The sequence below is a fragment of the Sorangium sp. So ce185 genome (assembly GCF_051526825.1).
Taxonomy (GTDB): Bacteria; Myxococcota_A; Polyangia; order Polyangiales; family Polyangiaceae; genus Sorangium; species Sorangium cellulosum_D.
The window spans coordinates 5130594-5155496 of the sequence record NZ_CP150316.1; the positions used below are offsets into that span (position 1 = coordinate 5130594).

General features: G+C 71.7%; 18 protein-coding genes. 15 read left to right on the plus strand and 3 right to left on the minus strand.

Annotated elements, in window-relative coordinates; all coding sequences use genetic code 11:
- Window positions 1-224 precede the first annotated feature (224 nt).
- The 9 genes from tig to WMF26_RS18900 all read left to right on the plus strand — a co-directional run bounded on the left by tig (window position 225) and on the right by WMF26_RS18900 (window position 13312).
- Window positions 225-1493 carry a trigger factor gene (gene tig, locus WMF26_RS18860; protein ID WP_437338380.1) on the plus strand — a complete coding sequence of 423 codons (1269 nt, stop codon included), beginning with the start codon at window positions 225-227 and terminating at the stop codon, window positions 1491-1493.
- Between the two features lie 376 nt (window positions 1494-1869).
- The gene (locus WMF26_RS18865; protein WP_061626654.1) at window positions 1870-2514 is read left to right on the plus strand and encodes an ATP-dependent Clp protease proteolytic subunit; all 645 of its coding nucleotides are present in this window, start codon (window positions 1870-1872) and stop codon (window positions 2512-2514) included.
- Window positions 2515-3021: 507 nt separating this feature from the next.
- Entirely contained in the window at window positions 3022-4278 is a 1257-nt protein-coding gene (clpX, locus tag WMF26_RS18870) for an ATP-dependent Clp protease ATP-binding subunit ClpX (RefSeq protein ID WP_020735740.1), read from the plus strand.
- Between the two features lie 233 nt (window positions 4279-4511).
- On the plus strand, window positions 4512-7004 hold the full coding sequence (gene lon / locus WMF26_RS18875) for an endopeptidase La (RefSeq protein ID WP_437338381.1): 2493 nt from the start codon (window positions 4512-4514) through the stop codon (window positions 7002-7004).
- 99 nt (window positions 7005-7103) lie between these two features.
- A complete protein-coding gene (purH, locus tag WMF26_RS18880) occupies window positions 7104-8672 on the plus strand; it encodes a bifunctional phosphoribosylaminoimidazolecarboxamide formyltransferase/IMP cyclohydrolase (protein ID WP_438001442.1) in 1569 nt (522 codons plus the stop codon).
- Window positions 8673-8854: 182 nt separating this feature from the next.
- A complete protein-coding gene (locus WMF26_RS18885) occupies window positions 8855-10312 on the plus strand; it encodes a ParA family protein (RefSeq protein ID WP_438001443.1) in 1458 nt (485 codons plus the stop codon).
- 214 nt (window positions 10313-10526) lie between these two features.
- Window positions 10527-10871, plus strand: coding sequence for a hypothetical protein (locus tag WMF26_RS18890; protein ID WP_437338384.1), 345 nt, complete (start codon window positions 10527-10529; stop codon window positions 10869-10871).
- A gap of 392 nt (window positions 10872-11263) precedes the next feature.
- Window positions 11264-11968 (plus strand): Bax inhibitor-1/YccA family protein, encoded by a 705-nt coding sequence (locus WMF26_RS18895; RefSeq protein WP_438001444.1) that lies wholly within the window; start codon window positions 11264-11266, stop codon window positions 11966-11968.
- A 249-nt stretch (window positions 11969-12217) separates the two neighbouring features.
- Entirely contained in the window at window positions 12218-13312 is a 1095-nt protein-coding gene (locus tag WMF26_RS18900; protein WP_438001445.1) for a glycoside hydrolase family 5 protein, read from the plus strand.
- 36 nt (window positions 13313-13348) lie between these two features.
- Here the strand turns inward: WMF26_RS18900 and WMF26_RS18905 are convergent, their stop codons facing one another.
- The gene (locus tag WMF26_RS18905) at window positions 13349-13855 is read right to left on the minus strand and encodes a DUF4112 domain-containing protein (protein WP_438001446.1); all 507 of its coding nucleotides are present in this window, start codon (window positions 13853-13855) and stop codon (window positions 13349-13351) included.
- Between the two features lie 194 nt (window positions 13856-14049).
- Between WMF26_RS18905 and WMF26_RS18910 the strand changes: the two genes are divergently transcribed.
- Window positions 14050-14478 (plus strand): DUF4126 domain-containing protein, encoded by a 429-nt coding sequence (locus WMF26_RS18910; RefSeq protein ID WP_437947514.1) that lies wholly within the window; start codon window positions 14050-14052, stop codon window positions 14476-14478.
- A gap of 77 nt (window positions 14479-14555) precedes the next feature.
- Window positions 14556-16157 (plus strand): hypothetical protein, encoded by a 1602-nt coding sequence (locus tag WMF26_RS18915; RefSeq protein WP_437947515.1) that lies wholly within the window; start codon window positions 14556-14558, stop codon window positions 16155-16157.
- 19 nt (window positions 16158-16176) lie between these two features.
- On the opposite strand, the gene WMF26_RS18920 is transcribed toward WMF26_RS18915, so the two are convergent.
- Window positions 16177-16941, minus strand: a complete 765-nt coding sequence (locus tag WMF26_RS18920; RefSeq protein WP_438001447.1) for a Uma2 family endonuclease — start codon at window positions 16939-16941, stop codon at window positions 16177-16179.
- An 80-nt stretch (window positions 16942-17021) separates the two neighbouring features.
- The gene (locus WMF26_RS18925) at window positions 17022-18980 is read right to left on the minus strand and encodes a molybdopterin-dependent oxidoreductase (protein ID WP_438001448.1); all 1959 of its coding nucleotides are present in this window, start codon (window positions 18978-18980) and stop codon (window positions 17022-17024) included.
- Window positions 18981-19316: 336 nt separating this feature from the next.
- Between WMF26_RS18925 and WMF26_RS18930 the strand changes: the two genes are divergently transcribed.
- The 4 genes from WMF26_RS18930 to WMF26_RS18945 are packed head-to-tail and all read left to right on the plus strand — an operon-like array spanning window position 19317 to window position 24899.
- Window positions 19317-20891, plus strand: coding sequence for a DUF2169 family type VI secretion system accessory protein (locus tag WMF26_RS18930; protein WP_438001449.1), 1575 nt, complete (start codon window positions 19317-19319; stop codon window positions 20889-20891).
- A 40-nt stretch (window positions 20892-20931) separates the two neighbouring features.
- Window positions 20932-22368 carry a type VI secretion system Vgr family protein gene (locus tag WMF26_RS18935; protein ID WP_438001450.1) on the plus strand — a complete coding sequence of 479 codons (1437 nt, stop codon included), beginning with the start codon at window positions 20932-20934 and terminating at the stop codon, window positions 22366-22368.
- A 21-nt stretch (window positions 22369-22389) separates the two neighbouring features.
- On the plus strand, window positions 22390-23034 hold the full coding sequence (locus WMF26_RS18940) for a COMM domain-containing protein (RefSeq protein ID WP_438001451.1): 645 nt from the start codon (window positions 22390-22392) through the stop codon (window positions 23032-23034).
- 38 nt (window positions 23035-23072) lie between these two features.
- Window positions 23073-24899: a hypothetical protein gene (locus tag WMF26_RS18945; RefSeq protein WP_438001452.1), complete on the plus strand. Its 1827-nt coding sequence runs from the start codon at window positions 23073-23075 to the stop codon at window positions 24897-24899.
- Window positions 24900-24903: the final 4 nt, after the last annotated feature.

Sequence of the window (24903 nt, forward strand, 5' to 3'; positions counted from 1 at the left end):
GCGCTCGCGCCGGTGCGGACGCTGCTGCGCACGAGCGCCGCAGCGGCGTCCGCACCGGCGCGAGCCTCTCGCTCCGCATCAGCTTGCACGATCCCTCCCGGGATCCCCGAGCCCCGGCGGCCGCCTCTCCGCCGGGGCTCCTTTTTTTTAAAGCAGCGTCCTTTCGGCCGTCTTGACCCCCCCGGCGGCGCGTGGCACGAGTGCCGCCCTTCGAAAAAAACGCCATGCAAGTCAACGTCGAAAAGCTTTCTCCCGTGCTGATGGAGTTTCAGGTGGAGGTCCCCGCGGACCGCGTCCGGAGCGAGGTCGACAAGGCCTATACGGCGCTCCAGCGGACGGCCCGGGTCCGGGGCTACCGGCCTGGCAAGGCGCCGCGCCAGGTGCTCGCGCACCTCTACGGCGGCCGCATCCACGCCGATGTCGCCCAGCGGCTCGTCGACGCCACGCTGAACCAGGCGCTCGCCGACAAGCAGGTGCAGCCCCTGTCCCAGCCGGCGATCGCGCCCGCCGAGCTCCGCCCGGACGACGCGTTCTCCTACAAGGCCCGCTTCGAGGTCCGGCCCGACATCGCCGAGGTGAAGTGGGAGGGCTTCGAGGTGAAGCGCCCCTCGACGACGCCGTCGGAGGAGATGATCGACGCCGAGATCACCGCCCTCCGGCGCGAGCACTCGACGCTGCAGGCGCCGGAGCCGGAGCGCCCCGCCGCCAAGGGGGACATGGCGACGATCTCCTTCACCCTGGAGGTCGCCGGCGCCCTGCGCGACACGAAGGAGCAGGAGATCGAGACCGAGCTCGGCAGCGGCCAGGTCTTCAAGGAGATCGAGGACGCGCTCCTCGGCATGACGCCCGGCCAGGCGAAGGACGTCCCGGTCACGTTCTCCGAGCAGCACTCGAACGCGGATCTGCGTGGCAAGCAGGCGGTCTTCCACATCACGCTGAAGGACCTGCGGGAGCGCATCTTCCCGGAGGTCGACGACGAGTTCGCGAAGGACTGCGGCGAGGAGAGCCTCCCCGCGCTCCGCGAGTCGCTCCGCAAGAAGCTCGAGAAGGAGCTGACGCAGCGGGCGAGCGACGCGGTCGCCGAGCAGCTCGTCGTCGAGCTCTGCAAGGCGAACCCGATCCCGGTCCCGCCGTCGCTCGTCGACCAGCAGGCGCAGCTCGCCGAGCGCGAGCTGCTCGCGACGGCGCGCCGGCAGGGTCAGCGCGTCGATCCGACGCCGGAGTTCCGCGCCCGCGTCCGGCTCGACGCCGAGATGAAGGTGCGCGCGGGGCTGGTCATGGCCGAGATCGCGAAGGCGAAGGAGGTCAAGATCACCGAGGCCGACCTCGAGAAGGGCTACCAGGAGCTCGCCGAGCAGACCGGCAAGAACGTGGCGAAGATCAAGGCGGAGTACCGCGAGCCGCAGAAGCGCGAGCTCTTCGCCGGGATGATCCTCGAGGACAAGATCCTCGACATCATCGAGGCCGCCGCGAAGGTCACCGACGCGGGCTAGCCGCGGCGCCGCGCCGCCGGCTCGGCGCCGCCGGCTCGGCGCCGCCGGCTCGGCGCCGCCGGCTCGGCGCCGGCGGCGCGGTTCGTCCGGGTCGCGCCGCGCCCGCGCCCGCGCACAGGACGCGCGCGGCGCCCTCATCGCGCCGCACCCCGTAGGTCGAGCGCGCGCTGAGCGAAATGCTGAGCGAAAATCGAGCGCACGTCGAGCGAACGGCGCGCCAGCGCCGGGCGCGGGCGCGGCGCGAGTTCCGTGCGCGACCGCAGCGGGCGGCCGCCATTTTCCGGTAACCTCGGGCGCGTTCGGTCTTGCGATCGGACGCAGTCTGGCCCAGGAGTAGAACCCCTGCCGCGCGGCAGGAAACCCCCCGGAGCACCGGATGACCCGACGAGTCGAAACCCGCACCCAAGCCATCGAGTTTCTCGAACGCGAGAAGGCCTACATCCTCCCGACGGTCACGGAGGTGACCCACCGCGGCGAGCGGGAGTGGAACATCTTCAGCCGCCTCCTCAAGGACCGCATCGTCTTCATCGGCACGGAGATCGACGACTTCGTCGCGAACGCCGTGATCGCGCAGTTCCTCTTCCTTGAGAGCGAGGATCCCGAGAAGGAGATCCAGGTCTACATCAACAGCCCGGGCGGCGTGGTGACGTCGGGGCTCGCGATGTACGACACGATGCAGTACGTGCGTTGCCCGGTGTCGACGATGTGCATCGGCCAGGCCGCGTCGATGGGCGCCGTGCTGCTCAGCGCGGGCCGCAAGGGCCGGCGCTTCGCGCTGCCGCACGCGAGGATGATGATCCACCAGCCGCTCGGCGGCGCGCGCGGCCAGGCGACGGACATCGAGATCCAGGCGCGCGAGATCAAGAAGATCAAGGAGACGCTGATCGACATCCTCGTCGACGCCACCGGCAAGAACCGGGACGAGCTCGCGAAGGACATCGAGCGCGACTTCTACCTGAGCGCGACGCAGGCCAAGGAGTACGGCCTGATCGACGAGGTCTTCCCGAAGCGGAACAAGTAGGTGCCCGCGCCCCCTCGTCCGGCGGGCGTGCTCTGGCGGAGGGCCGGCGCGGAGCCGCGTCGGGCCGCGGCGTCGCGCCGCGCGCGGCGGTGTCGCGCGTCGCCGCCACGTCGCGCCGGGCGCGGCGCGCGTGCGCGCGGCGGGGCGCCTGCGCGCGGCGGGGCGAGCGGCGGCGAGCGTGCCGCGCCGGTCGAGCGCGACGTGCTGGTCGAGCGCGCTGCGCTCGCTCGATCCGCTGGTTTTCCCGAGGCGCGCAGCCTCATCGGCGGCGCGCGTCGCGGCGCCATCGGGCGATTCCCTGACTTCGGCCACAGGCTGGAGACCACCCCCGTTAGCTTGCGACGGTACGGGCACCGGACTAGAATCCGAGCGCGGCGTTTGGCTGCGCATCGCTGAAAATCCAGGGGACGGTGGAAGCCGTCCCCATCCCGAGCGGAAGGGGCCGCCGCGGCGTGACCCCACCGCTCATCGAAGCGGAAGCGTTGGCAGACCGCACTGAGGGTCGAAGTGGAGCGAAGGCGGGACGATCACTCGAATGGCAATTTAAGCTGCTCCTTCTGCGGCAAGTCGCAGAAAGAGGTGAAGAAGCTCATCGCGGGCCCCACGGTGTACATCTGTGATGAGTGCATCGGGCTCTGCAATGACATCATCGCGGAGGAGGTCGAGAAGGACGAGCCGTACGCCGGGTCGACCCCGGTCCCCAAGCCCGCCGACATCAAGGCGACGTTGGATGAGTACGTCGTCGGCCAGAACCGCGCCAAGAAGATCCTCGCCGTAGCGGTGCACAACCACTACAAGCGCATCGACAGCCGGGTCTCCTCGGACGACGTGGAGCTGTCCAAGTCGAACATCCTCCTGCTCGGCCCGACGGGCTCCGGCAAGACGCTCCTCGCGCAGACGCTCGCCAAGATCATCAACGTCCCCTTCGCGATCGCGGACGCGACGACGCTGACCGAGGCCGGCTACGTCGGCGAGGACGTCGAGAACATCATCGTCCAGCTCCTCCAGAACGCGGATCACGACGTCGAGCGCGCGCAGCGCGGCATCGTCTACATCGACGAGATCGACAAGATCAGCCGGAAGAGCGACAACCCGAGCATCACGCGCGACGTCTCCGGCGAGGGCGTGCAGCAGGCGCTGCTCAAGATCATCGAGGGGACGATCGCCAACGTCCCCCCGAAGGGCGGCCGCAAGCACCCGCAGCAGGATTTCCTGCAGGTCGACACGACCAACATCCTGTTCATCTGCGGCGGCGCGTTCGTCGGCCTGGATCAGATCATCCAGCGGCGCATCGGCCAGAACACGCTCGGCTTCGGCGCCGACATCAAGGCGAAGAAGGACTTCAAGCTGGGCGATCTGCTCAGCGTCGTCCAGCCGGAGGACCTCCTCAAGTTCGGGCTCATCCCCGAGTTCATCGGCCGCCTGCCGATCCTCGCGACCCTGCACGAGCTCAACGAGGAGGCGCTCATCGACATCCTCACGAAGCCGAAGAACAGCCTGGTCAAGCAGTACCAGAAGCTCTTCGAGATGGACGGGGTGAAGCTCAAGTTCACCCGGGGCGCGCTCGTGGCGGTGGCCCGTCAGGCCCTGGAGAGGAACAGCGGCGCCCGCGGCCTGCGCGCGATCCTCGAGTCGGCGATGCTCGACATCATGTACGACGTCCCGTCCCGAACGGGGATCAAGGAGGTCGTCGTCAGCGAGGACGTGATCGTCAAGCACGAGCCGCCGCTCATCGTGTACACGAAGGAGGCGGAGCTCGCGTAGCGCTCGCCCCAGGGGGGCCGCTGTCCAGGGCGCGCGGCGCAGGCCCGCGCCGCGCTGGACGGCGCGCGTCCGGCGCGCCCTTGTTGGGCGCGCCTCCTCCGAGGATGCCGGCGCCGCGCGCGTCCCCCGTGGGGCGCGCGCCGCTCCGGCGCAAGTACAGCAGTCAAGCAAGCCACGTGTGACAACCGAGGCGGGGCTGCCCCGGCCTCCCGATACTCCCGGAAAGACGGCGGATGTTCTTCAAGAACGACAGTGATCGCGGCAAGAACGCACCCGAGCGCGGCATCGTCCCGTTGCTCCCTCTGCGCGACATCATCGTCTTTCCACACATGGTCTCCCAGCTGTTCGTCGGGCGCGAGCGCAGCATCGCCGCCCTCGACGAGGCGATGAACCGCGGCAAGGAGATCTTCCTCGCCGCGCAGCGGAACGCGAAGACGAACGACCCGACGCCGGACGACATCTTCGGCGTCGGCTCGGTCGGCGCCATCATGCAGCTGCTCCGGCTGCCGGACGGGACGGTCAAGGTCCTCATCGAGGGCAAGCGCCGGGCGCGCATTCGCCGTTACGTCCAGAGCGATGCGTACTTCCTGATCGAGTACGACGAGATCGTCGAGAGCTCCGTCGCGAGCGTCGAGGTCGAGGCGCTGATGCGCTCGGTCCAGTCGACGTTCGAGATGTACGTCAAGCTCAACAAGAAGATCCAGCCCGAGGTCCTGATGGCGGTGCAGGCCATCGACGAGGCCTCGCGGCTCGCCGACACCATCATCGCCAACCTGCCGACCATCAAGCTGACGGACCGTCAGGCGCTGCTCGAGATGGAGGAGCCGCAGAAGCGGCTCGAGCGTCTCATCGAGCTGATGCAGGCCGAGATCGAGATTCTCCAGGTGGAGAAGAAGATCCGGAGTCGCGTCAAGAAGCAGATGGAGAAGACGCAGAAGGAGTACTACCTCAACGAGCAGATGCAGGCCATCCAGAAGGAGCTGGGCGGCGGCGAGCGCGACGAGTTCAAGAACGAGATCCAGGAGATCGAGGAGGCCCTCAAGACCAAGCGGATGAGCAAGGAGGCCGCCGCCAAGGTCAAGAAGGAGCTCAAGAAGCTGAAGATGATGCACCCCACGAGCGCCGAGGCGACCGTGGTGCGCAACTACATCGATTGGATCCTGGAGCTCCCCTGGTACGACAAGAGCGAGGAGCGGTATGACCTCGTCGAGGCCGAGAAGATCCTCGACGAGGACCATTACGGCCTGAAGAAGATCAAGGAGCGGATCCTCGAGTACCTCGCGGTCCAGGCGCTGACGAAGAAGCTGAAGGGCCCGGTGCTCTGCTTCGTCGGTCCGCCCGGCGTCGGCAAGACGAGCCTGGCGAAGTCGATCGCGCGCGCGACCGGGCGCAAGTTCGTGCGGCTGTCGCTCGGCGGCGTCCGCGACGAGGCGGAGATCCGCGGCCACCGGCGGACGTACATCGGCGCGCTGCCCGGCAAGCTGATCCAGTCGCTCAAGAAGGTCGGGACGAACAACCCCGTGTTCCTGCTCGACGAGGTCGACAAGATGTCGACCGACTTCCGCGGGGATCCGGCGGCGGCGCTGCTCGAGGTGCTCGATCCGGAGCAGAACCACACCTTCAACGACCACTACCTGGATCTCGATTACGACCTCTCCGACGTGATGTTCATCACGACGGCGAACACGCTGTCGGGCATCCCGGTGCCGCTCCAGGACCGCATGGAGGTCATCCAGCTCTCGGGCTACACGGAGTTCGAGAAGCTGAACATCGCGGTGAAGTACCTCGTGCCCCGGCAGCGGAAGGAGTGCGGCCTCGAGGACGTGTCGCTCGACTTCACGGAGGGGGCGCTCCGGACGATCATCCACCACTACACGAAGGAGAGCGGCGTGCGCTCGCTGGAGCGCGAGATCGCGAGCGTGTGCCGCAAGGTGGCCCGGAAGGTCGTGTCCGACGGCAAGGACAAGCCGATCGAGGTCGTCGCGAAGAGCATCCCGAAGTATCTCGGCGTCCCCAAGTACCGGCTCGGCCGGCGCGAGGAGCGGGACGAGGTCGGCCTCGTGAACGGCCTGGCCGTGACCAACGTCGGCGGCGACCTGCTCCCGGCCGAGGCGACCGTGGTGCCGGGCAAGGGCAAGCTCGTCATCACCGGGCTGCTCGAGAAGGGGATGGAGGAGAGCGGGCACGCGGCGATGAGCTACGTGCGCTCGCGCCTCGATCGCCTCGGGCTCGAGGCGGACGTCTATCAGAAGGTCGACGTCCACATTCACTTCCCCGATTTCGTCCGGAAGGACGGGCCCAGCGCGGGCGTGACCATGGTGACCGCGCTCGTGAGCGCGCTGATGAAGGTGCCGGTCCGGCGGGATCTCGCGATGACGGGCGAGATCACCCTGCGCGGCCGGGTGATGCCGATCGGCGGGCTCAAGGAGAAGCTGCTCGCGGCCCACCGCGGCGGCATCTCGACCGTGATCCTGCCGAAGGAGAACCGGAAGGATCTCCGGGACGTGCCCCGGCGCGTGCTGAAGGCGCTGCGGCTCGTGCTCGTGGAGCACGTGGACGACGTGCTCCGCGAGGCGCTGATCCTGCCCGACGCCTACGCGGTCTTCGGGCCGCCCAAGGGCGTCCTGGAGTACCGGGACGGCGAGCTCGTGACCGAGGAGGCGCCGGTCAAGGCGCCGCCGGCCGCGGCCGGCGAGCCGACGCCGGCCGCCCCGCCGGGCGCCTGAGCGGGAGCGCGCGAGCGCGACGCGGAAGCGCGGCGCGCCGCGGACAGCGGTGACGGATCGGCTGGCGGCGGGGGCCGAGACGCACTAGCTGGCGTCGCGATGATTCGACGCGCATTGATCTCGGTTTCGGACAAGACGGGGCTGCTCCCGCTGGCCCGGCGGCTCGCGGAAAAGGGCGTGGAGATCCTCTCGACCGGGGGGACGCAGCGGGCGCTCCAGGACGCCAACGTGCCGGTCGTCGGCGTGGAGGCCTATACCGGCTCGCCCGAGGTGATGGATGGCCGGGTGAAGACGCTGCATCCCCGGGTGCACGGCGGCATCCTGATGCGCGGCGCGATCGACGAGGACGACCTCGCGCGGCTCGGGGGCCAGCCGATCGATCTCGTGGTGTGCAACCTCTACCCGTTCGAGGCGACGGTCCGGCGGCCGGGGGTCACGCACCCCGAGATCATCGAGAACATCGACATCGGCGGGCCGTCGATGGTGCGCAGCGCGGCCAAGAACCACGCGCGCGTGGCGGTGGTGGTCGATCCGGCCGACTACGACGCCGTGCTCGCCGAGATCGACGGCGCGGGTGAGGTGTCGAGCGCGACGCGCCGCCGGCTGGCCACGAAGGCGTTCGCCCACACGGCGGCCTACGACGGGATGGTGGCGGGCTACCTCTCGTCGCTGCCGGAGGAGGGCGAGCCGAACGCCGCCGAGTGCGAGCCGTACCCGCGCTTCCTGACGCTCGCCCTCGAGCGGGCCTACCCGCTCCGGTACGGCGAGAACCCGCACCAGTCGGGCGCCTTCTACCGCGAGCGCGGGGCGGCCGCGGGGTCGCTCGCCCTCGCGGAGTCGCTGGGCGCGGGCGGCAAGGAGCTCTCGTTCAACAACCTCGTCGACGTGGACGCGGCGTTCGAGGCGGTGCGCGAGTTCACCCAGCCCGCGGCGGTCGTCGTGAAGCACACGAACCCGTGCGGCGTCGCCGTCGCGGGCGACCTCGCGACCGCCTACCGGACGGCGCGCGAGGCCGACTCGGTGAGCGCCTTCGGCGGGATCGTCGCGCTGAACCGCGAGGTCGACCGCGCGGCCGCGGAGGTGCTCGTCGAGACGTTCCTGGAGTGCGTGATCGCGCCCGCCTACGCCCCCGAGGCGCTGGAGGTGCTCCGGACCAAGAAGAACCTCCGGGTGCTCGCGACCGGCGCGCTCCTGCCCGCGGATCACCGGGAGCTCACGTTCAAGCGCGTCGGCGGGGGCCTCGTGGTCCAGGAGCGGGACGCGACCGCGGGCGGCGAGGTGCGCGGCGGCAAGGTCGTGACGAAGCGGGCGCCCACGGCGCAGGAGCTCGAGGCGCTCGACCTCGGCTGGCGCGTCTGCAAGCACGTGAAATCGAACGCGATTGTGCTCACGGTGCCCGGCAGCACGGTCGGGGTCGGGGCCGGGCAGATGTCGCGGGTCGAGAGCGTGCGCATCGCCTGCAGCAAGGCGGGCGAGCGGGCCCGCGGGAGCGTCCTCGCGTCCGACGCCTACTTCCCGTTCCCGGACGGCCTGGCGCTCGCCGCCGAGCACGGGATCACGGCGGTCGCGCAGCCCGGAGGCAGCGTGAGGGACCCGGAGGTCATCGCCGCGGCGGACGCGGCGGGGGTCGCGATGGTGTTCACCGGGGTCCGGCACTTCCGTCACTGAGCCTGCCGCCCCGGTCCCGCCCCGACTGGCCCTCGTCCCGGGCCCCTCCCGGGATGCGCTCTCACCCTTGTGCTGGAAGGGTGAGCCGTGCTCGCAGAAAAGTTGACCTTTGTGCCTTGACTGTGATGATGGTCAAGGCTGCGCCTGGGCAAAGCGCTGTGCGCGGCGCGAAGGAGCGAGCTGTGGGCGGAATCAGCGAGACGTGCAGCGTGTGCGGGACCGGATTCGAGGTCCAGTTCCGGTACCAGATGGAGGAGAAGGACGGCGGCTTCTCCTTCTTCTGCTCGCAGAAGTGCCTGGAGAAGAGCCAGCTCGGCGGGGACGGGGGCGCCTCGCTCGCCACGTGCGACGCGTGCGCCAAGCGCTTCTCCCCGCAGCTCGTGTCTCAGGTGCTCTATGTCGCCGGGCGCCGGAACTACGCGTGCTCGCTGGAGTGCCGGGCGCAGCTGGTCCGCGAGGCCAAGGGGGTGCGGCTCGGCGACATCGCGGCGGCGGCCTCGGCGGCCGCCGCGCCGCCGGCCGAGGGGCTGCCGGCGACCGGTCGCGATGCGCCGCTCGCCGGGGGCGCGGCCGGCGCTGCCGGGGAGAGGGGCGAGCCGGCGTCGCCCGCGGCGGCGGCGCGCGCGGGCGCGCCAGGCGAGGCGGAGGAGCCGTCCGTGCCGCCGGCCGTGTCGGCCGCGCCGCCGGCCGCGCCGGCTGGCGAGCCCAGGGGGCAAGGGGCCGTCGCGGTCTCGCTGTCGCCCGCGATGGGCGCGAAGCGGCCGCCGCAGCGGCCGGCCGGGGTGCCGCGGTATCTGGCCGTGTTCAACCACAAGGGCGGCACGGGCAAGACGACGACGGCCGTGAGCGTGGCGGCCGGGCTCGCGGCGCGCGACAAGCGGGTGCTCCTCGTCGACACCGACGCGCAGGGGAACGTCTCGGTCTCGCTCGGCGCGAGCGCCGAGCGCTCGCTCTATCACGTGCTCGTGATGGGGCTCCGGATCGCGGACGCGACGAGGACGGTGCGGCCGAACCTGGATCTCTTGCCCTCCAACGAGACGCTGGCCGCGGCGGAGCTCTACCTGGCGGGCCGCCAGAACCGGGATCGCGTGCTCTCGGATCGCCTGTCCGCAGCGGCGGCCGAGTACGACTACGTGGTGCTCGACTGCTCGCCGAGCCTGTCGCTGATGAACCAGAACGCGCTGGTGTTCGCCGACAGCGTGCTCGTCCCGGTCGCGTGCGATTACCTGTCGCTCGTCGGCGTCCGGCAGGTGATCAAGACGGTGAAGAACGTGAACGCCCTGCTGCACCACCCGGTGCAGATCTGGGGCGTTCTGCCGACCTTCTTCGATGGCCGCGCGAAGATCGCGCGCGAGGCGGTCGGCACGATGAAGCAGCACTTCGGGGAGCGCTGCCTCGCGCCGATCCGGCAGGCGATCAAGGTCAAGGAGGCGCCCGCGCAGGGGCAGACGATCTTCGAGTACGCGCCGGGGACCCCGGCGGCCGACGACTACCTGGCGGTGGTCGATCGCATCATCGAGAGCCGCGAGCGCGGCGTGACGGGCTCGGAGGCAGGGGCGGCGCGCGACGCGGGGTCGTGGAGCGTCGATCGGGCGGACGCGGCAGCAGAGCGGCCGGGCGCTGCGGCGGCCGGCGCATGAAGGGATCCGGGGCCGCACGGTCCCGATGAGGGGAGGGACCCGCGACCGCGGGGTTCCGCTGAAGGGAGGGACCCGCAACCGCGGGGTCCCGCTGAAGGGAGGGACCCGCAACCGCGGGGTCCCGCTGAAGGGAGGGACCCGCAACCGCGGGGTCCCGCTGGATGAAGGGCCCGCACTCGCGGCGCCCCGACCGGGCAGGGAGCTGGAGGAAGCAATGAAGAGCGAAGGCGATCTCGGGGGCGCCGCGCGGGCGCTGCTCGATCGCGACGAGGTGGAAGGGGTTCTGTCCGGGGCGTTCTATACACCCACGGATGCGCCGCGTTCGCGCGCGAAGGGGCGGGCGACCGGCGCTGCGGCCGAGCCGGGGGCTGCGCCGCCGCCCGAGCGACCGCAGCACTACAAGGTCATCTGCATCTCGATGTACACCGAGGATCTCGAGAGGCTGGACGAGATGGTCAGCGCCCTCAAGGCGCGCGGCATGACGAAGGCCAACCGGAGCGCGCTGATCCGACATGCGCTCTCCCAGGTGGACCTCGACAAGATCCCCAAGGGGATTTAAGCGATCCTTCAGGGACCTCGACGAGGCGAAGGCATCGAGGCCAGCTTTTCCTCATCGCGCCGCGGCGTCGGACGGGCCGTGCCGGCGTCCTGCGGCACCGGTGGGGCAAAATGGGGCGGCCGGCTTTTCCTCATCGCGCCGCGGCGCCGGATGAGCCGTACCGGTGCCCTGCGGTACCGGTGGGGCAAAATGGGGCGGTCCCGGCCTGCCTCGGGGCGAGCGGCGGAGCGCTGGCTCTGGCGCCGTTGCTCACGGCGTCGCGGCTTTGCGCGTCCGCAGCGGGCCGCCGTGTCGCGCGCGTGTTGCGTGCGGGCCGGGCATGCCCCGTGCTAGCTTCGAAAGCCGAAGCCGAAAGCCTAGCGCCGAACGTCGAGGCTTACCAGAGAGGGAACATGGACCAGAACTACGTAGGATACGGGAGCCGTTCGTCGGTGATCCGTGCCGCCGCGGACTCGCGCGAGCGCTTCCTCGTGCGAACGTACAATCACCTGTTCGGGGCGATCGTGCTCTTCGCCGGGATCGAGGTCGCGCTCTTCAAGACCGGCGCCGCCTCGGTCATCGCCAGGGCGATGATGGGCACGAGCTGGCTGGTGGTGCTCGGGGCGTTCATGCTCGTGAGCTGGCTCGCCAGCCGCGCGGCGCACACCGCGATGTCGAAGCCGGTGCAGTACGCGGCGCTGGTCGGCTACGTGGTCGCCCAGGCGATCATCTTCGTGCCGCTCCTCTACATCGCGGACATGGTCGCGCCCGGCGCGATCCAGAGCGCCGCGATGGTCACGATGGTCGGCTTCGCCGGGCTCACCGCGATCGCGTTCGTGACCCGCAAGGACTTCTCGTTCCTCGGGGCGCTCCTGCGCTGGGGCGGCATCTGCGCGCTCGTCCTCATCGGCGCCTCGCTGCTGTTCGGCTTCCAGCTCGGCACGTTCTTCAGCGTCGCCATGGTCGCGTTCGCCGGCGCCGCCATCCTCTACGACACGTCGAACGTCCTGCACCATTTCCCGGAGGACCGGCACGTCGGCGCCGCGCTCGAGCTCTTCGCGTCCGTCGCCATGCTGTTCTGGTACGTGCTCCGCCTCTTCATCAGCTCCCGCGACTGAGCGGCACGCACCCGCTGCGGATACGGGCCCACCTCGGCGTTTTCGGTGCTCGGCGTACTCAGAGTACGCCTGCGCGCCGAAAACGCCGATCTGGGCCCGTCTCCTGTGCGGGTGCGCGCCGCTCGGCCAGCGTCGTGCCGAGCGGAGAAGACGGGGGAGGGCGCGGTCGCGCTCGTGGGTGGATCCAGCGGAGTGGGAAGGCTTGCCGTCCTGGGGGCGCCGGGGTCTTATCGGGGCCGAGGTGGGCCTGTGAGGAGAGCGGTCGCGTGGGCGCTGGTGGCGGGGATCGGGGCTGCTCTGGGAGGGTGCCGGGGGGAGGGGGCTGAGAAGAAGCAAGGCGCGGGGAATGCGGAGCTCCTCGAGAGGCCGCTCTCGCTGCGTGGGATCAGCCTCGCTGGCGCCGAGTTCGGGGTGGACGCCTTCGGGAAGGGGAACCTGCCAGGGACGCCAGGGGTCCACTACAACTACCCCGATCCCGCGTTCTCCAAGGGGTACACGTCCGCGGACTACTTCATCGCCAAGGGAATGAACACCTTCCGGGTGCCGTTCCGCTGGGAACGCCTGCAGCCCGCGCGCAATCAGCCGCTCAACGCGGCGGAGCTGAACCGGCTCACGACCACCGTCAACACCCTGACCGCCAAGGGCGCTTACGTGGTGCTCGACGTGCACAACTACGCTCGTTACGCGACGGGCGTCGTGGGCGCGGAGATCCCCATCGCGGACTTCGCGGAGTTCTGGGGGAGGCTGGCCGTCGAGTTCAAGGGCAACGCGAAGGTCGTGTTCGCCCTCATGAACGAGCCGCACGACATGCCGACCGAGACGTGGATCGAGGCGGCCAACGCCGCGATCGTCTCCATCCGCGCCGCCGGGGCGACGAACCTCATCCTCGTCCCCGGCAACGGGTGGTCAGGCGCGCACAGCTTCAACGCGACCTTCTACGGGACCTCGAACGCCGAGGCGCTCCTCAAGATCGCCGACCCGAAAGGGTACGTCGCGTTCGAGGTCCACCAGCACCTCGACGAGGACTCCTCGGGAAAGTCGCCCACCTGCGTCAGCGAGACCGTCGGGGTCGAGCGCCTGCAGGTGTTCACGGAATGGCTCAGGAAGCACCGCAAGAAGGGATTCCTCGGCGAGTTCAGCGGCGGCTCCAGCGCGGTATGCCTGAAGGCCATCGCCAACGTCGCGATCTACCTGGAGCAGAACAAGGACGTCTATGTGGGCTGGACCTACTGGGCGGCCGGACCCTCCTGGAAGAGCTATTTCACGTCCCTCGAGCCGAGAGACGGCGCGGACACTCCGCAGATGATCTCGCTGCAGGCCCACCTGTCGGTGTCGACCCGGTAGCGCGGTCGCGCCGCCGCCGCGGGCGCGGCCCACGCCTCACGCGCCGAGGAGACCCTGGAGAGCGCGCACCAGCGAGAACAGCAGCAGGCCCGTCAGCGCGAGGACGCCCCCGACCGCGACCACCAGCCCCGCGTAGAAGCCCAGATCCGAGGGCCGCGCGCCGCCCTGGGCGCGCGCGGCGAGGTGCGACCGCAGGAGGTCGAGGTTGCGCGCGTTCGCCTTGTACGTCGCGTCGAACAGGTCACCCAGGACGGGAATCGTGCCGATCAGCGTCTCGAGGCCCACGTTGAGCATCATCCGCAGCACCGTCGAGGCGGGGAGACGGTAACGCGTCGCCGCGAGCACGATGTAGATCGAAAGGCCGAAGCCGACGAGATCCCCGACCCCCGGGATCAGCCCGATCACCGCGTCGTAGCCGACCCGGTAGCCGACGCCGGGGATGCGGATCGCGTTGTCCAGGAAGTGGCTGAGCGCGTTCAGGCGCCTCAGCCGCTCGTCCTCGAGATCGACGGTCTTCAGCGTGGCGAGGGGTGTCACAGGCATGGCGGACCGGTCTCCGAGCTCGGGGGAGCTCTCCCTCGCAATGTACGTCGCGCGCCCCAGGCCAACCAGGGCATATGCGTTGCTTCTGCGGTACCTCCATGGAGACGACAACGGTCGTGGGAGGCGCCCGGCGGTCGCGCACCTCGGAGATTCTTCTCCTGGGGCAGGCCGCGGGGCTCGGGCTGGTGACGGGAATGCGTTCCATGCTGGGCGTGAGGATCCTCGCGGCCAGCGCGCGGCGCGGCGCGTTCGACGGCCAGCGCGGGAGCTTCTGGCGGGCGATCCGCTCGCCGGCCGCGCAGCGCGCGCTGAGCGTCCTCGCGGGCGGCGAGCTGCTGTTCGACAAGCTGCCCTCGGCGCCGAGCCGGCTCGCCCCGGGTCCGCTCGGCGCGCGCCTCGCGATCGGGGCGGTCCTGGGAGCCGCCGTCGGCACGCAGAGCCCCGAGAAGAACATGCGCGTCGCCGGCGCCGTGATCGGGGCGGCGGCCGCCGCGATCGGCGCGCTCGTCGGGAACCGCGCCCGCACATGGCTCGGCCGCGGGACGCGCATCCCCGGCCCGCTCGCCGCCGTCGCCGAGGACGCGATCGCCTTCGGCCTGGGCGCGCTGGCGGCGCGCCGCTAGTGCCGATCCCGGAGCGCGCACGTCGCGTCCTGCCACAGCGGGGCGCCGCTGCCGTTGCCGTCGCGGCGCCGCGATCCATGCTGGCGCCCGCCATGCCGCCGAGCCCGCGCGCCCGCGTCCGCCGCTCCGGCGCGCGCGGGGCGCTGCTCGGCGTCGCCGGCGCGCTCCTCGGGGCGCTCGGCGCCTCCGCGGCGCACGCGCAGGGGCGGTACGAGTCCGCGCTCCTCGGCGGGCGGTCGGCGCTCCTCGGGGGCACCGGGGTCGTGCTGGGGGTCGACGGCGCCGCGCCCTTCCTGAACCCGGCCACCATCATCCGCATCGAGGACCGCAACATCGCGTTCTCGTCGGCGTTCTTCCGCTACGCGCACCGCACGCTGGAGGCGTGGCACCAGCCAGGTCCGGTCGACGCCGCGCTGTACGGCGATCTCCGGCTCGATCGCGCGACGGTGACCGATCAGGGCCTGGACTCCCTCCCGGACGCGACGTGTTACTTCTTCGACTGGAAGCGCGGCGCGCGCGACGCGGAGCCGCGGCGGGCGCGGGTCGGCCGCCAGACCTTCGCCGCCTGCCTCGCGAAGACCGAGGAGAACGAGTTCGGGTTCGACGCGCTCCGGTTCTCGGGGGAGTCCGCCTCGCGCCGCGTGAACCAGGCGCAGACGTTCCGCTACGCGTGGGGCCGCTTCAGCGCCGGCCCTTCGTGGAGCTACCGCGCCACCGAGCGCCTCGCCGTGGGCGTCTCGCTCTCGGCCGTGCGCACCCGCTACACGAGCGCGCTCGACGTCGCCAGCCTCGTGGAGGACACCGGCACGGGCTCGGCGAGCAGCGTGACGTACCAGGCCGCCCTCTCCGGCGACTCCTGGGACGGGCTCGCGCACCTCGGGGTGACGTACCGGCTGAGCCCGGTGTTCTCCGCCGGGATCAGCGTGCGGACGCCCAGCGTGCACCTCTTCGACGCGCTGGACGCGAGCTATCACGACACGCGCGCCACCGGGACGGCGGCGGTCCGCACCTGGGCCGGGGAAGGGGAGTTCGTGGCCCCGTCGCCGGCGCGCCTGGCGGTGGGCGCGAGCGCGGAGTGGAGCAGGCTGCGCCTGGAGCTCGACGGCTTCTTCTACCTGGGCCAGCGAGAGTTCGTGCGGGCCTCCGTCGATCGGGAGGAGATCGCGGTCGACGGGGGCGCGGTGACGAGCCGGAGGCGGAGCCGGCTCGACATCGTCGAGGGGGCGGCGCCCATCGTCAACGTGGGGCTCGGCGCCGAGGTGTTCCTCACGCGCGACCTCAGCCTGCTCGGCGGCGCCGTCACCGATTTCAACGCGCTGTCGGGCCTGCGCGGCCCCATGTCCGCCGAGTCGAAGCTCTTCCTCGAGCGGATGAGCGGCGTGCACGCGTCGCTCGGCCTGGTGTCCTACACGCGGTTCGGCGATCTCGTGTTCGGCGCGCGCTTCGACTACGCGGCGGGGCAGATGGCGGCCGTCAACGCGTTCGCGTCGCCCGTGCGGCTGGATCCGATCGACTGCCGGGAGATCGGCGCGACCCTGGTCCTCGCCGGGCGGATCAGCCTGCGCACGGTCGAGGACGTGGCGCGCGAGATCGGGGACGCCGTGGAGGGCTCGGCCGCGCCGCCGCCCGAGCGCGCCACGCCGCGAGAGCCGATGCGGGCGCCCGCGCAGGAGGACTGAGCGGCGGCGCGCCGCGCGGTCAGGAGCCGCTCTCGTCCGGCTCGACGCCGAGCGCCCGCAGCTGCGCCGCGAGCCGCTCGGCGCGCGCCCGCTCGCGCTCGGCGCGCGACTGCTCGCGCTCGGCGCGCTCTGCCCCCGTGGGCACCACGCCGCCGTCGGCCGTGTGCCAGCGCAGCCAGCGGTCGTGCCGGCCCTCGTAGACGCCTTCCCACGGGCAGAGCCCCAGCCCGGCAGCCTCGAACCATGCCCGCTCCATCGGCGCGTACGTGTGCCCGCGCATCTCGAAGGCGCGCAGCGCTGGCCCCCCGAGGTGGCCGGCCGGATCCCAGACGACGTAGTAAGCGACGCGCATCCACGCGTACCGGCGCCGCTTCAGGCCGAGCTCGTCGCCCTCCCGGTTCGAGACGATCTCGATGACCACGTCGGGCGGCTTGCCGAACTCCCAGAGAAAATAAGACCGGTGCTCCTTCTGCCACCACGCCTCGTGCAGCGCGACGTCCAGGCTGAGCAACACGTCCGGCACGAGCGGCGGCTCCTTCGTCGTGGCGAAGAGCCCGACGTTGGCCGCTGCGAGGAAGCTCCGCCGCTCGCCCTCCTGCGCCGGCGGCGGACCGGACCACGAGCTGTAGAGCGCCTCGGTGAGCAGCCGCTGCTGTTTCTCGGAAGGGAAGTTGTCCAAGGCGTCGTCCTCGGTGACGAGCGCCGACACGTCCGGCCCGACCACCTCGTCCGCGGTCGCGGTGGAGCTCGCCGGGATCGGGGGCATCGCCACCATCGAGGACATCCCAACAACCTTCCTGAACCGGAGCGGTGGTGTCAAGCCGGGGAGCCGTCGCGCCCGCGGACGACGGCGGACGGGGCCGCCTACGGCGCGGGCTCGGGCCGATCCGCCGGCGCGATCGGCTCGATGCGCACCCGCTCCTCGTAGAGCGCGCCGCCCTCGCCGATGTCCGTGGTGCGGGCGCGGATCAGCGCGTTGGCGCAGCGGCCGTCGTGGAGGTGGCCGCCCTTCGGGATGAGCGCCACGTCGCGGCGCTGCGCGGGATCGTGGCGCAGCCGCACCGTCATCGCCCCGACGCGCGACACGACCCGGCAGACGGCGCCGTCGGCCACGCCGCCCGCCGCGTCGGGGTGGACCGTCACGACGGCCGGGCCCTGCGCGGGCCTCGCCCACTGCGACGACTGGGACTTGTCGGTGGAGAGCGCCATGAGCAAGAGCGGCAGCTCGCGCGCGTCGGGATCCTCGCGCTCCTCCGGCGCCTCGGTGATGAGGTTGACCCGCCCGCTCGCGGTCGGGAACTTGCGGTCCTCGAACAGCACCTTCGGCGCCAGCGGGTTGCGCACCGGCCCGCGCTCCAGCGCCTCGAGGGTGACGCCGAGCGGCGCGAGCTTCGGCTCCGCGACCCGCCGCTTCCAGTCGCGGGCGCTGCCGTCGAGCGCGTCGCCGAGGCCCACGCGCCGCGCGAGCGCCTGCATGATCTCGAGATCGCTCTTCACCCCGTCCGGGGGCGGGACCACGGGCGTGGCGACGCCGAGGTAGTGGTGGCCGTAGGCGCCGAGCACGTCGTCGGCCTCGAGGAGCGTCCGCGTGGGCAGCACGAGGTGGGCGAGCCGCGCCGTGTCGGTGAGGAAGGAGTCGGCGACCACGACGAGCTCGCGCGTCGCGAGCGCCTCCGCGACGGCGCGCGAGTCGGGCAGCATCGCGACCGGGTTGCCGGCGGTCACCCAGACGGCGCGGATCGGCGGGTCGCTCATCCCGAGCACCTCCTGCCCGAACAGCGGCTCGCAGACCGTGCGGGGCGGGGGGCGGTCGCCCTGGAACGACGAGAGATCGAACGCGCCGCGCCGCTTGAAATAGAACGAGACGCCGCCGCCGGGGATGCCGAGGTTCCCGCTCACGGCCGCGAGCGCGTCGAGGGCGCGCACGATCGCCCCGCCCGAGGTGCGCCGGCCCATGCCCCAGCCCACGAGGATCGCCGTCGGCCGGTCGGCGAGGCGTCGCGCGAGGTCCAGGGCGGCGGCCTCGGGCACGTCGGCCTCGCCGCACCACGCCGCGACCGAGCGGCGCCGCGCCAGCGCGCGGAGCTCGTCGAGGTGATCGCAGTACGCCGCGGCGCGCGGATCGAGCCACCCCTCGTCGAAGAGCACGCGGGCGACGGCCATGGCGAGCGCGAAGTCGCCGCCCGGGCGCGGCTGGTAGAACGCCGCGCAGAGCGACGCCGTCTTGTTGTGCACCGGATCGATGAGCACGAGCTCCGCGCCGCGCGCCTTGGCCTCGCGCAGCACCGGCAGGGTGTGCGGGCTCGACGTGAAGACGTTCTTGCCCCAGAGGAGGATGTGCCGGGCGTTCTTCAGGTCGGCGAGGTCGTGGCTGTCCTCCTCGCCGAAATCGGCGAGCTGCGCGGCGTCGCCCGCGCCGGAGCAGATGTCGCCGCGCTTGACCGTGACCGGCCCGAAGCGCGCGAAGAAGGCGTCGGCGATCCCGGTGAGGATCCCGAGCGAGCCGCCGCTCCGGTAGTGGAAGATCGCGGCCGGGCCCGACGCGCGGCGGATCTCGAGCAGCCGCTCGGCCGCGGTGTCGAGCGCCTCGTCCCAGGAGACCGGCACGAGCTCGCCGCCCTTGCGGAGCAGCGGCGTGGTCAAGCGCTCGGGCGAGTACTGCGTCTCCAGGAAGCGCGAGGTGCGGTAGCAGAGAAAGCCCCGCGTGATCGGGTGGTCCGGGTCGCCGCCGAGGCGCACGACGCGGCCGTCCTCCACGGTGGCCACGATGCTGCAAGCGTCGGGGCAGTCGCGGTTGCAGACGGTCTTGCGGAGCTCCTGCACGGCGGCAGTCTAGACCAGGCGCGCGCGGCCGTACACCCGAGCGGCGCCGCGTCGCCCCGCGCGGCGAGGGGGCCCCTGCGTGCCGGCACCGACGTCGATCGCGCGCCGCCAGCGGTATCGGTCGGACATGGGTGCTCTCTCGCCGAGAGCGATGTCCGACAGAGAGCGATGTCCGACAGAGAGCGATGTCCAACACCGATGGATGGATTGGACCCCTCACCGGATTCGGAGCCTGCCGTCGTCGCCGGCCCCTCCCTCGCCACCCGCGCTGCGAGGCCGAGGAACGTCGTCGGCGAGCGGCCGGGCGGACGTCGCGACGGCGTGTCGGCGTCGTCGGTGGCAGGCTTGACCCTCGCGATGCGCCGGTGGTTTCATGGTGCGGTGAAGCCGGAGGCCTCGCTCACTCCCAGCGCGATCGCGGCGCCTCCCGGCGTGGCCGTGGCGGGGGTCGCGTGGCGCGCGCGGGGGCGGCTCAACCTCACGGTGATCGCCAAGGCGACCTTCGCCTTCGTCGACGGCGCAAAGATGATCCCCGTCGAGCCGCAGGGGATCATCCACGCCGATATCCACCATCACAACAACCCGGGTCGCAGCGTCCGGCTGACGAGCGACCTCGCGCCCTACCTCGCGCGCGTCGACGTGTTCTTCACGGGCCACGCGCACGCGCCGCCGGGCCTGCCTGCGGGGCCCTTCTCGGTGCGCCTCGCGCTCTTCGCCGGCGAGCGCCCGATCCTCGACAAGGCGCTCTCGATCGAGCCCGGCGGCGCGGACAGGGCGATCCCTCTCGCCTACGAGCGCGCGTTCGGGGGGATCGGCATGGCCGACAACCCGTTCGGCACCCGTTCCCCGACCGTCCTGGACCCCGCGCGGCGCGACCGCCCGGCGGGCTTCGCGCCGCTCGGGAGCGTGTGGCCGTCGCGCACGCGGCTGCTCGGGCGCACGAGCCGCAAGGCGCTCGAGGCGCCCATCCTCGAGATCCCCGACGACTTCGACTGGAGCTACTTCCAGGCGGCACCCCCCGATCAGCGCGTCGAAGCCCTGTGCGGCGACGAGTGGCTCGCGCTCCAGGGGCTCCACCCGACGCTCCCGGTGCTGCGGACGCGCCTCCCCGGGGCGCGCGCCCTCGCGCGCGTCCAGGGCCTCTCCGCGTTCGGCGTCAGGGAGGGGCAGCCGCTCGAGCTCGTGCTCGACACGCTGCACGTCGACGGCGACCGGCAGGCGTGCTCGCTGCTCTGGCGCCGCAGCTTCCCGCTCGCGGGCGAAGCCGCGCTCGCGGCGGTGCGTGTCGTCGTCGGCGTCGAGCTGCCGGGCGCCCCGCCCGCGTCGCTGGCTCCCGCCGAGATGGCGATGGTCGCCCCGCGCGCGGGCGCGACGCCCGAGCAGGCCGGGGCGACGGTCGAGCTGCCCGGCGAGGACGGAGAGGCGCGCGAACCGCGCGGCCCCGCCCGGCGCCTCGAGGCTCCCGCCGCGCAGGCGAGCCGAGCCCCCGCCGCGTCGGCGGCCCCGCTCCCGTTCCGGCCGGGGGCCGCGCCGTCGCTCGCGGCGGCGTCCAGCCCGCAGGCGCCTCGCCCGCCGCAGCGGCGTTCCGTCGCGGATACCCATTCGCTCTCCTCCGGCGAACAGGAGCACGCCGTCGCCGAGAGCCTCCTCCCGTTTCGACGCACCGGGCTTTCTCCCGCGCCACCGGCCGCAGCTCCTGCGCCGCCTGCCGCCGCTGCGGCTCCGTCGCCCGCGGCGGTCGCTCCGGTGCCGCCGCCCGCCGCGGCTCCCGCGGCTCCCGCGCCGCGATCGCCCTGGGGCGGCGCCGCGAGCGACCGCGCGATCGAGCCCGCGCCGCCGCGCAAGCCCCCGAAGCCGCAGAAGCTCGACATCCAGCAGGTCATCTACGGGTCCAGCAAGGGGCGCCCGTAGGCGGCGGTCCTTCTCCACGCTCAAGGGAGCCAGCCGAGCCATGGAAATCCTCGTCGAAACTGCCGGCGCCTCGTGGGCGGGCGTGCGGGTCCGCGCGCTCTCGGGGCGCGAGGAGATCTCCCGGGTCTTCGCGTTCGACCTCGACGTGGTGTGCGATCCGCAGCGGGACCTGCCCGAAGACGCCGTGCCCGGGGCCCCGATCAGCGTCGTCGTCCTCATCGAGGGCGAGGAGATCCGCCGGATCCACGGCATCCTCGGCCAGATCCTCGATCGCCTGGACCCGGAAGCCGAGCGCCGCGCCTACCGCCTCCGCGTCGTCCCGCGCGCGTTCAAGCTGACGCTCGTCGAGACGCAGGAGATCTACGTGGATGCGAGCGTGCCCGACGTGATCCGGCGCAAGCTCGAGCGGCACGGCCTCGGTGCGGGCGACGTCGAGTTTCGCCTCCTCAAGGCGTACCCGCTGCGCGAGCTCATCGTGCAGTACAAGGAGAGCGACCTCGCCTTCATCAGCCGCCTCGCCGAGCACCTCGGGATCTGTTTTTACTTCGAGCACCGGGGCGACCGCGACGTCCTCGTCTTCACCGACCACCCGGGGGGCTTTCGCCCCGTGGAGGGCGCCGCGGAGGTGCAGTTCCGGCCGCGCGGCGAGGCGTCCGACGTCTTCGCCATCGAGGTGACCCGCAAGCTCGTCCCCTCGGCGTACGTGGTGCACGACTACAACTACCGCAAGCCGCTGCTCGATCTCGCCGCGTATCACACGCTCGAGGGGGCGTCGGGCGGGGGAATCGTCGAGTACGGCAGCCACGTCAAGACGGCCGAGGAGGCGAAGGAGCTCGCCCAGATCCGCGCCGAGGAGCGCCTCTCGGGGCAGCGCGTCTACGAGGGCAAGAGCGCGCGGCCGGAGCTCAGCGCCGGGCACCGCACCGTCCTGCGGGAGCACCCGCGGTTCGAGGCGCCCGAGGGCCTGCTCCTCGTCGGGGTCGAGCACACCGCGACGCTGCCCGCCTTCGACGAGGCGGACGTGGCGGCGTCGTACGCGAACACCTTCACGGCGGTGCCCGCGAGCATCCACTACCGCCCGCCGCGGCGGACGCCGAGGCCGCGCATCCACGGGTTCGTCACCGGCGTCGTGCAGCCCGGCCCCGAGGGCGAGGCCGGCGGCGTCGCGCGCCTCGACGGCGACGGCCGCTACACCGTGCAGTTCCATTTCGACACGGCGCTCCCGGGGGAGCAGAAGAGCTCGCACCCGGTGCGGATGGCGCAGCCCTTCGCCGGGCCGAACCACAACATGCATTTCCCGCTGCGGCCCGGCGCCGAGGTGCTCCTCGTCTTCGCCGACGGCGATCCGGATCGGCCGATCATCGTCGGCGCGGTCCCGAACGCGGCGGCGCCGTCGGCCGTCAACGCCGCGACCGCCGATCGCCACCGCATCACGACGGCCGCCGGGGCGACGATCGAGATCCGCGACCGACGCTGACACGAGATGGAGGATCCCCGCATGAACCGAGCCCCCGCCCCCCCCGAGGCGCGCCTCCGCTGCCTCGACGGCCAGCCCGCGCCGGCCGACGTCGTCCGCGACTGGAGGCGGCTCCTCGACCTGCCGGACAAGGCCCGCCAGGGCCTCTGGGAGATCCTGGCGCCGAGCCTCGCCGGCGCCGTCGACGCGGCGATGGAGAAGCGCGCGGAGGCGTTCTGCCGGCTCTACGACCTCTCGGCGCCGGATCTGCAAGCGAGCCTGCGCGTGTGCCGCTTCGTGCTCTCGCGCGCCAGCAGCCTCGATCTGGCCGCGACCGACGTCGCCGAGGACGTCGCGGCGCTCTCGGGCGACGACGCGCGCGGCGTCGTCGTGCTCTCGTGGTACGAGGCGGCGAAGGCCGTCATCCGGCGGGGTATCCTCGAGGAGTCGATCTTCGATCACGGCAAGGTGCTTGTCGGGCTCGACTGGCGGGTCGACCGCATCGCCGGCTCGGACCGGGGCGTGCACCTCGACGCGCCGCTCGCGGTGCTGACGCTGCGCCTGCGCGACGGGGGCCGCGACGAGCGCACGACGATCTACGTGGCGCCGCCGGCGCTCGGGCAGATCAAGGAGGCGTGCGACCGGATCGAGCGGATGATCGCCGGCGCGCCGAAGGCGCAGGGATAGGCGCCGCGAGGACCGGAGGACCCCCCGAGGAGCAGGCCATGAGCATCTCGATCAACGACGGCGCCAGCTACACCAACTCGACGTCGGTCACGCTCACCCTCACCGCGCCTACGGACGCGACGCGGATGCGGTTCAGCAGCGACGGCAAGACCTTCGGCGCGTGGGCGGCGTTCTCGGCCTCCACGAGCTACGCCCTGCCGTCGGGCGACGGCGAGAAGACGGTCTCGGTGCAGTTCGGCGACGGCGGGTCCACCGTGCTCGGCTCCGCGTCGGCCTCGATCACGCTGGACACCGCGGCCCCGACGGCGGCCTCGATCGCGATCAACGGCGGGGCCGCGGACACGGCGACGCAGCAGGTCGCCCTCACGCTCGACGCGACCGACGGGACCTCCCCCGTCGCGAAGGTGCGGCTCAAGAACGAGAGTGGCGAGTGGGGAGCCTGGCAAGCCGCGACCGCCAGCGCGTCGTGGACGCTCTCGGACGGCTACGGCCAGAAGACGGTGAGCGCTCAGTTCCAGGACAGCGCAGGGAACGAGTCGAGCGTGGTGAGCGCGTCGATCGAGTACGTGAAATTCAGCGTCACCGGGACCTGGCTCATCCTCAAGACCCCCGATTACGACGACGCCACGGGCACGCAGACGAGCTATTTCCGCATCGGCGCGTCGGACTCGACCACCGAGAACGCCCTGCTCGACTCGTTCACGCACGCCGACCCCGCGGACAGCGCGAAGACGAAGCCGGGCGTGCAGAACGCCGACGACCTCCGCGCCGGAGACCCGGCCAAGACGTACCCGGGCTGGTTCGAGTACACCGACGGCGACCGGACGCTCGTGGTCCGCGGCAACAACCGGGAGAGCATCCAGCTGGACGAGACGGTCCTCGTCGGCGGCAACAAGACCGACACGGTCGGCGGCAAGTACCGCCTCAACCTCGGCGCCGGCACGCTCGAGGTGTACAACGCCGATCCCGTCTATCGGGTCGAGTTCTTCGAGCAGGACGTGTACGCGGCCGGGAAGAAGACCTGGCGCAAGCGCGAGATGGGCCACAACTCCAGCGACAGCTACACCTTCGGCGACACCGAGAGCTTCTACGGCGGCTACAAGTTCGACGCGATGTTCGGCATGACGAACACGGTCTTCCTCGGCGGCAAGATCGATCTCAGCCTGGCGCTGGCGCTGACCGCGAGCGTGGGCATGACCGTCGAGTTCGGCGCGGGCCTCAAGTACTCGAACGTCGCGGGCAAGGACATCAGCACGGCGGGCGATCACGAGCTCAAGGCGCGCGACGAGATCCACCTGCGCATCAAGGCCGATCACGAGGGCGTCGGCGGGAGCCGGAACGCGGTGCTCGCCGGGATCGCGGCCGCGACCGCCGTCCCGGTGGCGGTCCTCTCGGGGTGCACCGCCGCGGGGACCGTCGACAGCAGCGGCGTGGCCGCCGTCCCCGCCGGGTGCCTCGGGGGCGCGGCGGCCGCGTTCGCCGTCGGGCTCGTCGCCTCGGTGGTCGTCGCGCTGAAGGACAAGGCCGGGGACCCGAAGTCGCAGGCCGAGATCAAGATGGACAAGAAGGGGATCCTCATCGGGCAGAACGACGCGGCGGGAACGAGGCAGAGCGCGATTTACGTGGGGGAGGGCGACAGTGGGCCAGGAGGGGTGCTCCTCGCGAACTCCAAGGACTCCTTTGTAGGGCTCGATCCAGACGCGGACATCGTCGTCAACGCGGGGAAGGATATCTACCTCCAGACCGAGGACGGACGCGCGATCCTGAAGCTGATGACCGGCGGCAACGTCCGGCTCAAGAGCTCGAGCGCCAACTTCGATGGACAGATCACCCTGGGCGCCAACAACGCGCTGACCATCCAGTAGGCCG

Coding starts and splice junctions, on each gene's coding strand:
- tig (WP_437338380.1), top strand. CDS start 225: ATGCAAGTCAACGTCGAAAAGCTTTCTCCCGTGCTGATGGAGTTTCAG.
- WMF26_RS18865 (WP_061626654.1), top strand. CDS start 1,870: ATGACCCGACGAGTCGAAACCCGCACCCAAGCCATCGAGTTTCTCGAA.
- lon (WP_437338381.1), top strand. CDS start 4,512: ATGTTCTTCAAGAACGACAGTGATCGCGGCAAGAACGCACCCGAGCGC.
- purH (WP_438001442.1), top strand. CDS start 7,104: ATGATTCGACGCGCATTGATCTCGGTTTCGGACAAGACGGGGCTGCTC.
- WMF26_RS18890 (WP_437338384.1), top strand. CDS start 10,527: ATGAAGAGCGAAGGCGATCTCGGGGGCGCCGCGCGGGCGCTGCTCGAT.
- WMF26_RS18895 (WP_438001444.1), top strand. CDS start 11,264: ATGGACCAGAACTACGTAGGATACGGGAGCCGTTCGTCGGTGATCCGT.
- WMF26_RS18905 (WP_438001446.1), bottom strand. CDS start 13,855: ATGCCTGTGACACCCCTCGCCACGCTGAAGACCGTCGATCTCGAGGAC.
- WMF26_RS18910 (WP_437947514.1), top strand. CDS start 14,050: ATGCGTTCCATGCTGGGCGTGAGGATCCTCGCGGCCAGCGCGCGGCGC.
- WMF26_RS18915 (WP_437947515.1), top strand. CDS start 14,556: ATGCTGGCGCCCGCCATGCCGCCGAGCCCGCGCGCCCGCGTCCGCCGC.
- WMF26_RS18920 (WP_438001447.1), bottom strand. CDS start 16,941: ATGTCCTCGATGGTGGCGATGCCCCCGATCCCGGCGAGCTCCACCGCG.
- WMF26_RS18935 (WP_438001450.1), top strand. CDS start 20,932: ATGGAAATCCTCGTCGAAACTGCCGGCGCCTCGTGGGCGGGCGTGCGG.
- WMF26_RS18940 (WP_438001451.1), top strand. CDS start 22,390: ATGAACCGAGCCCCCGCCCCCCCCGAGGCGCGCCTCCGCTGCCTCGAC.
- WMF26_RS18945 (WP_438001452.1), top strand. CDS start 23,073: ATGAGCATCTCGATCAACGACGGCGCCAGCTACACCAACTCGACGTCG.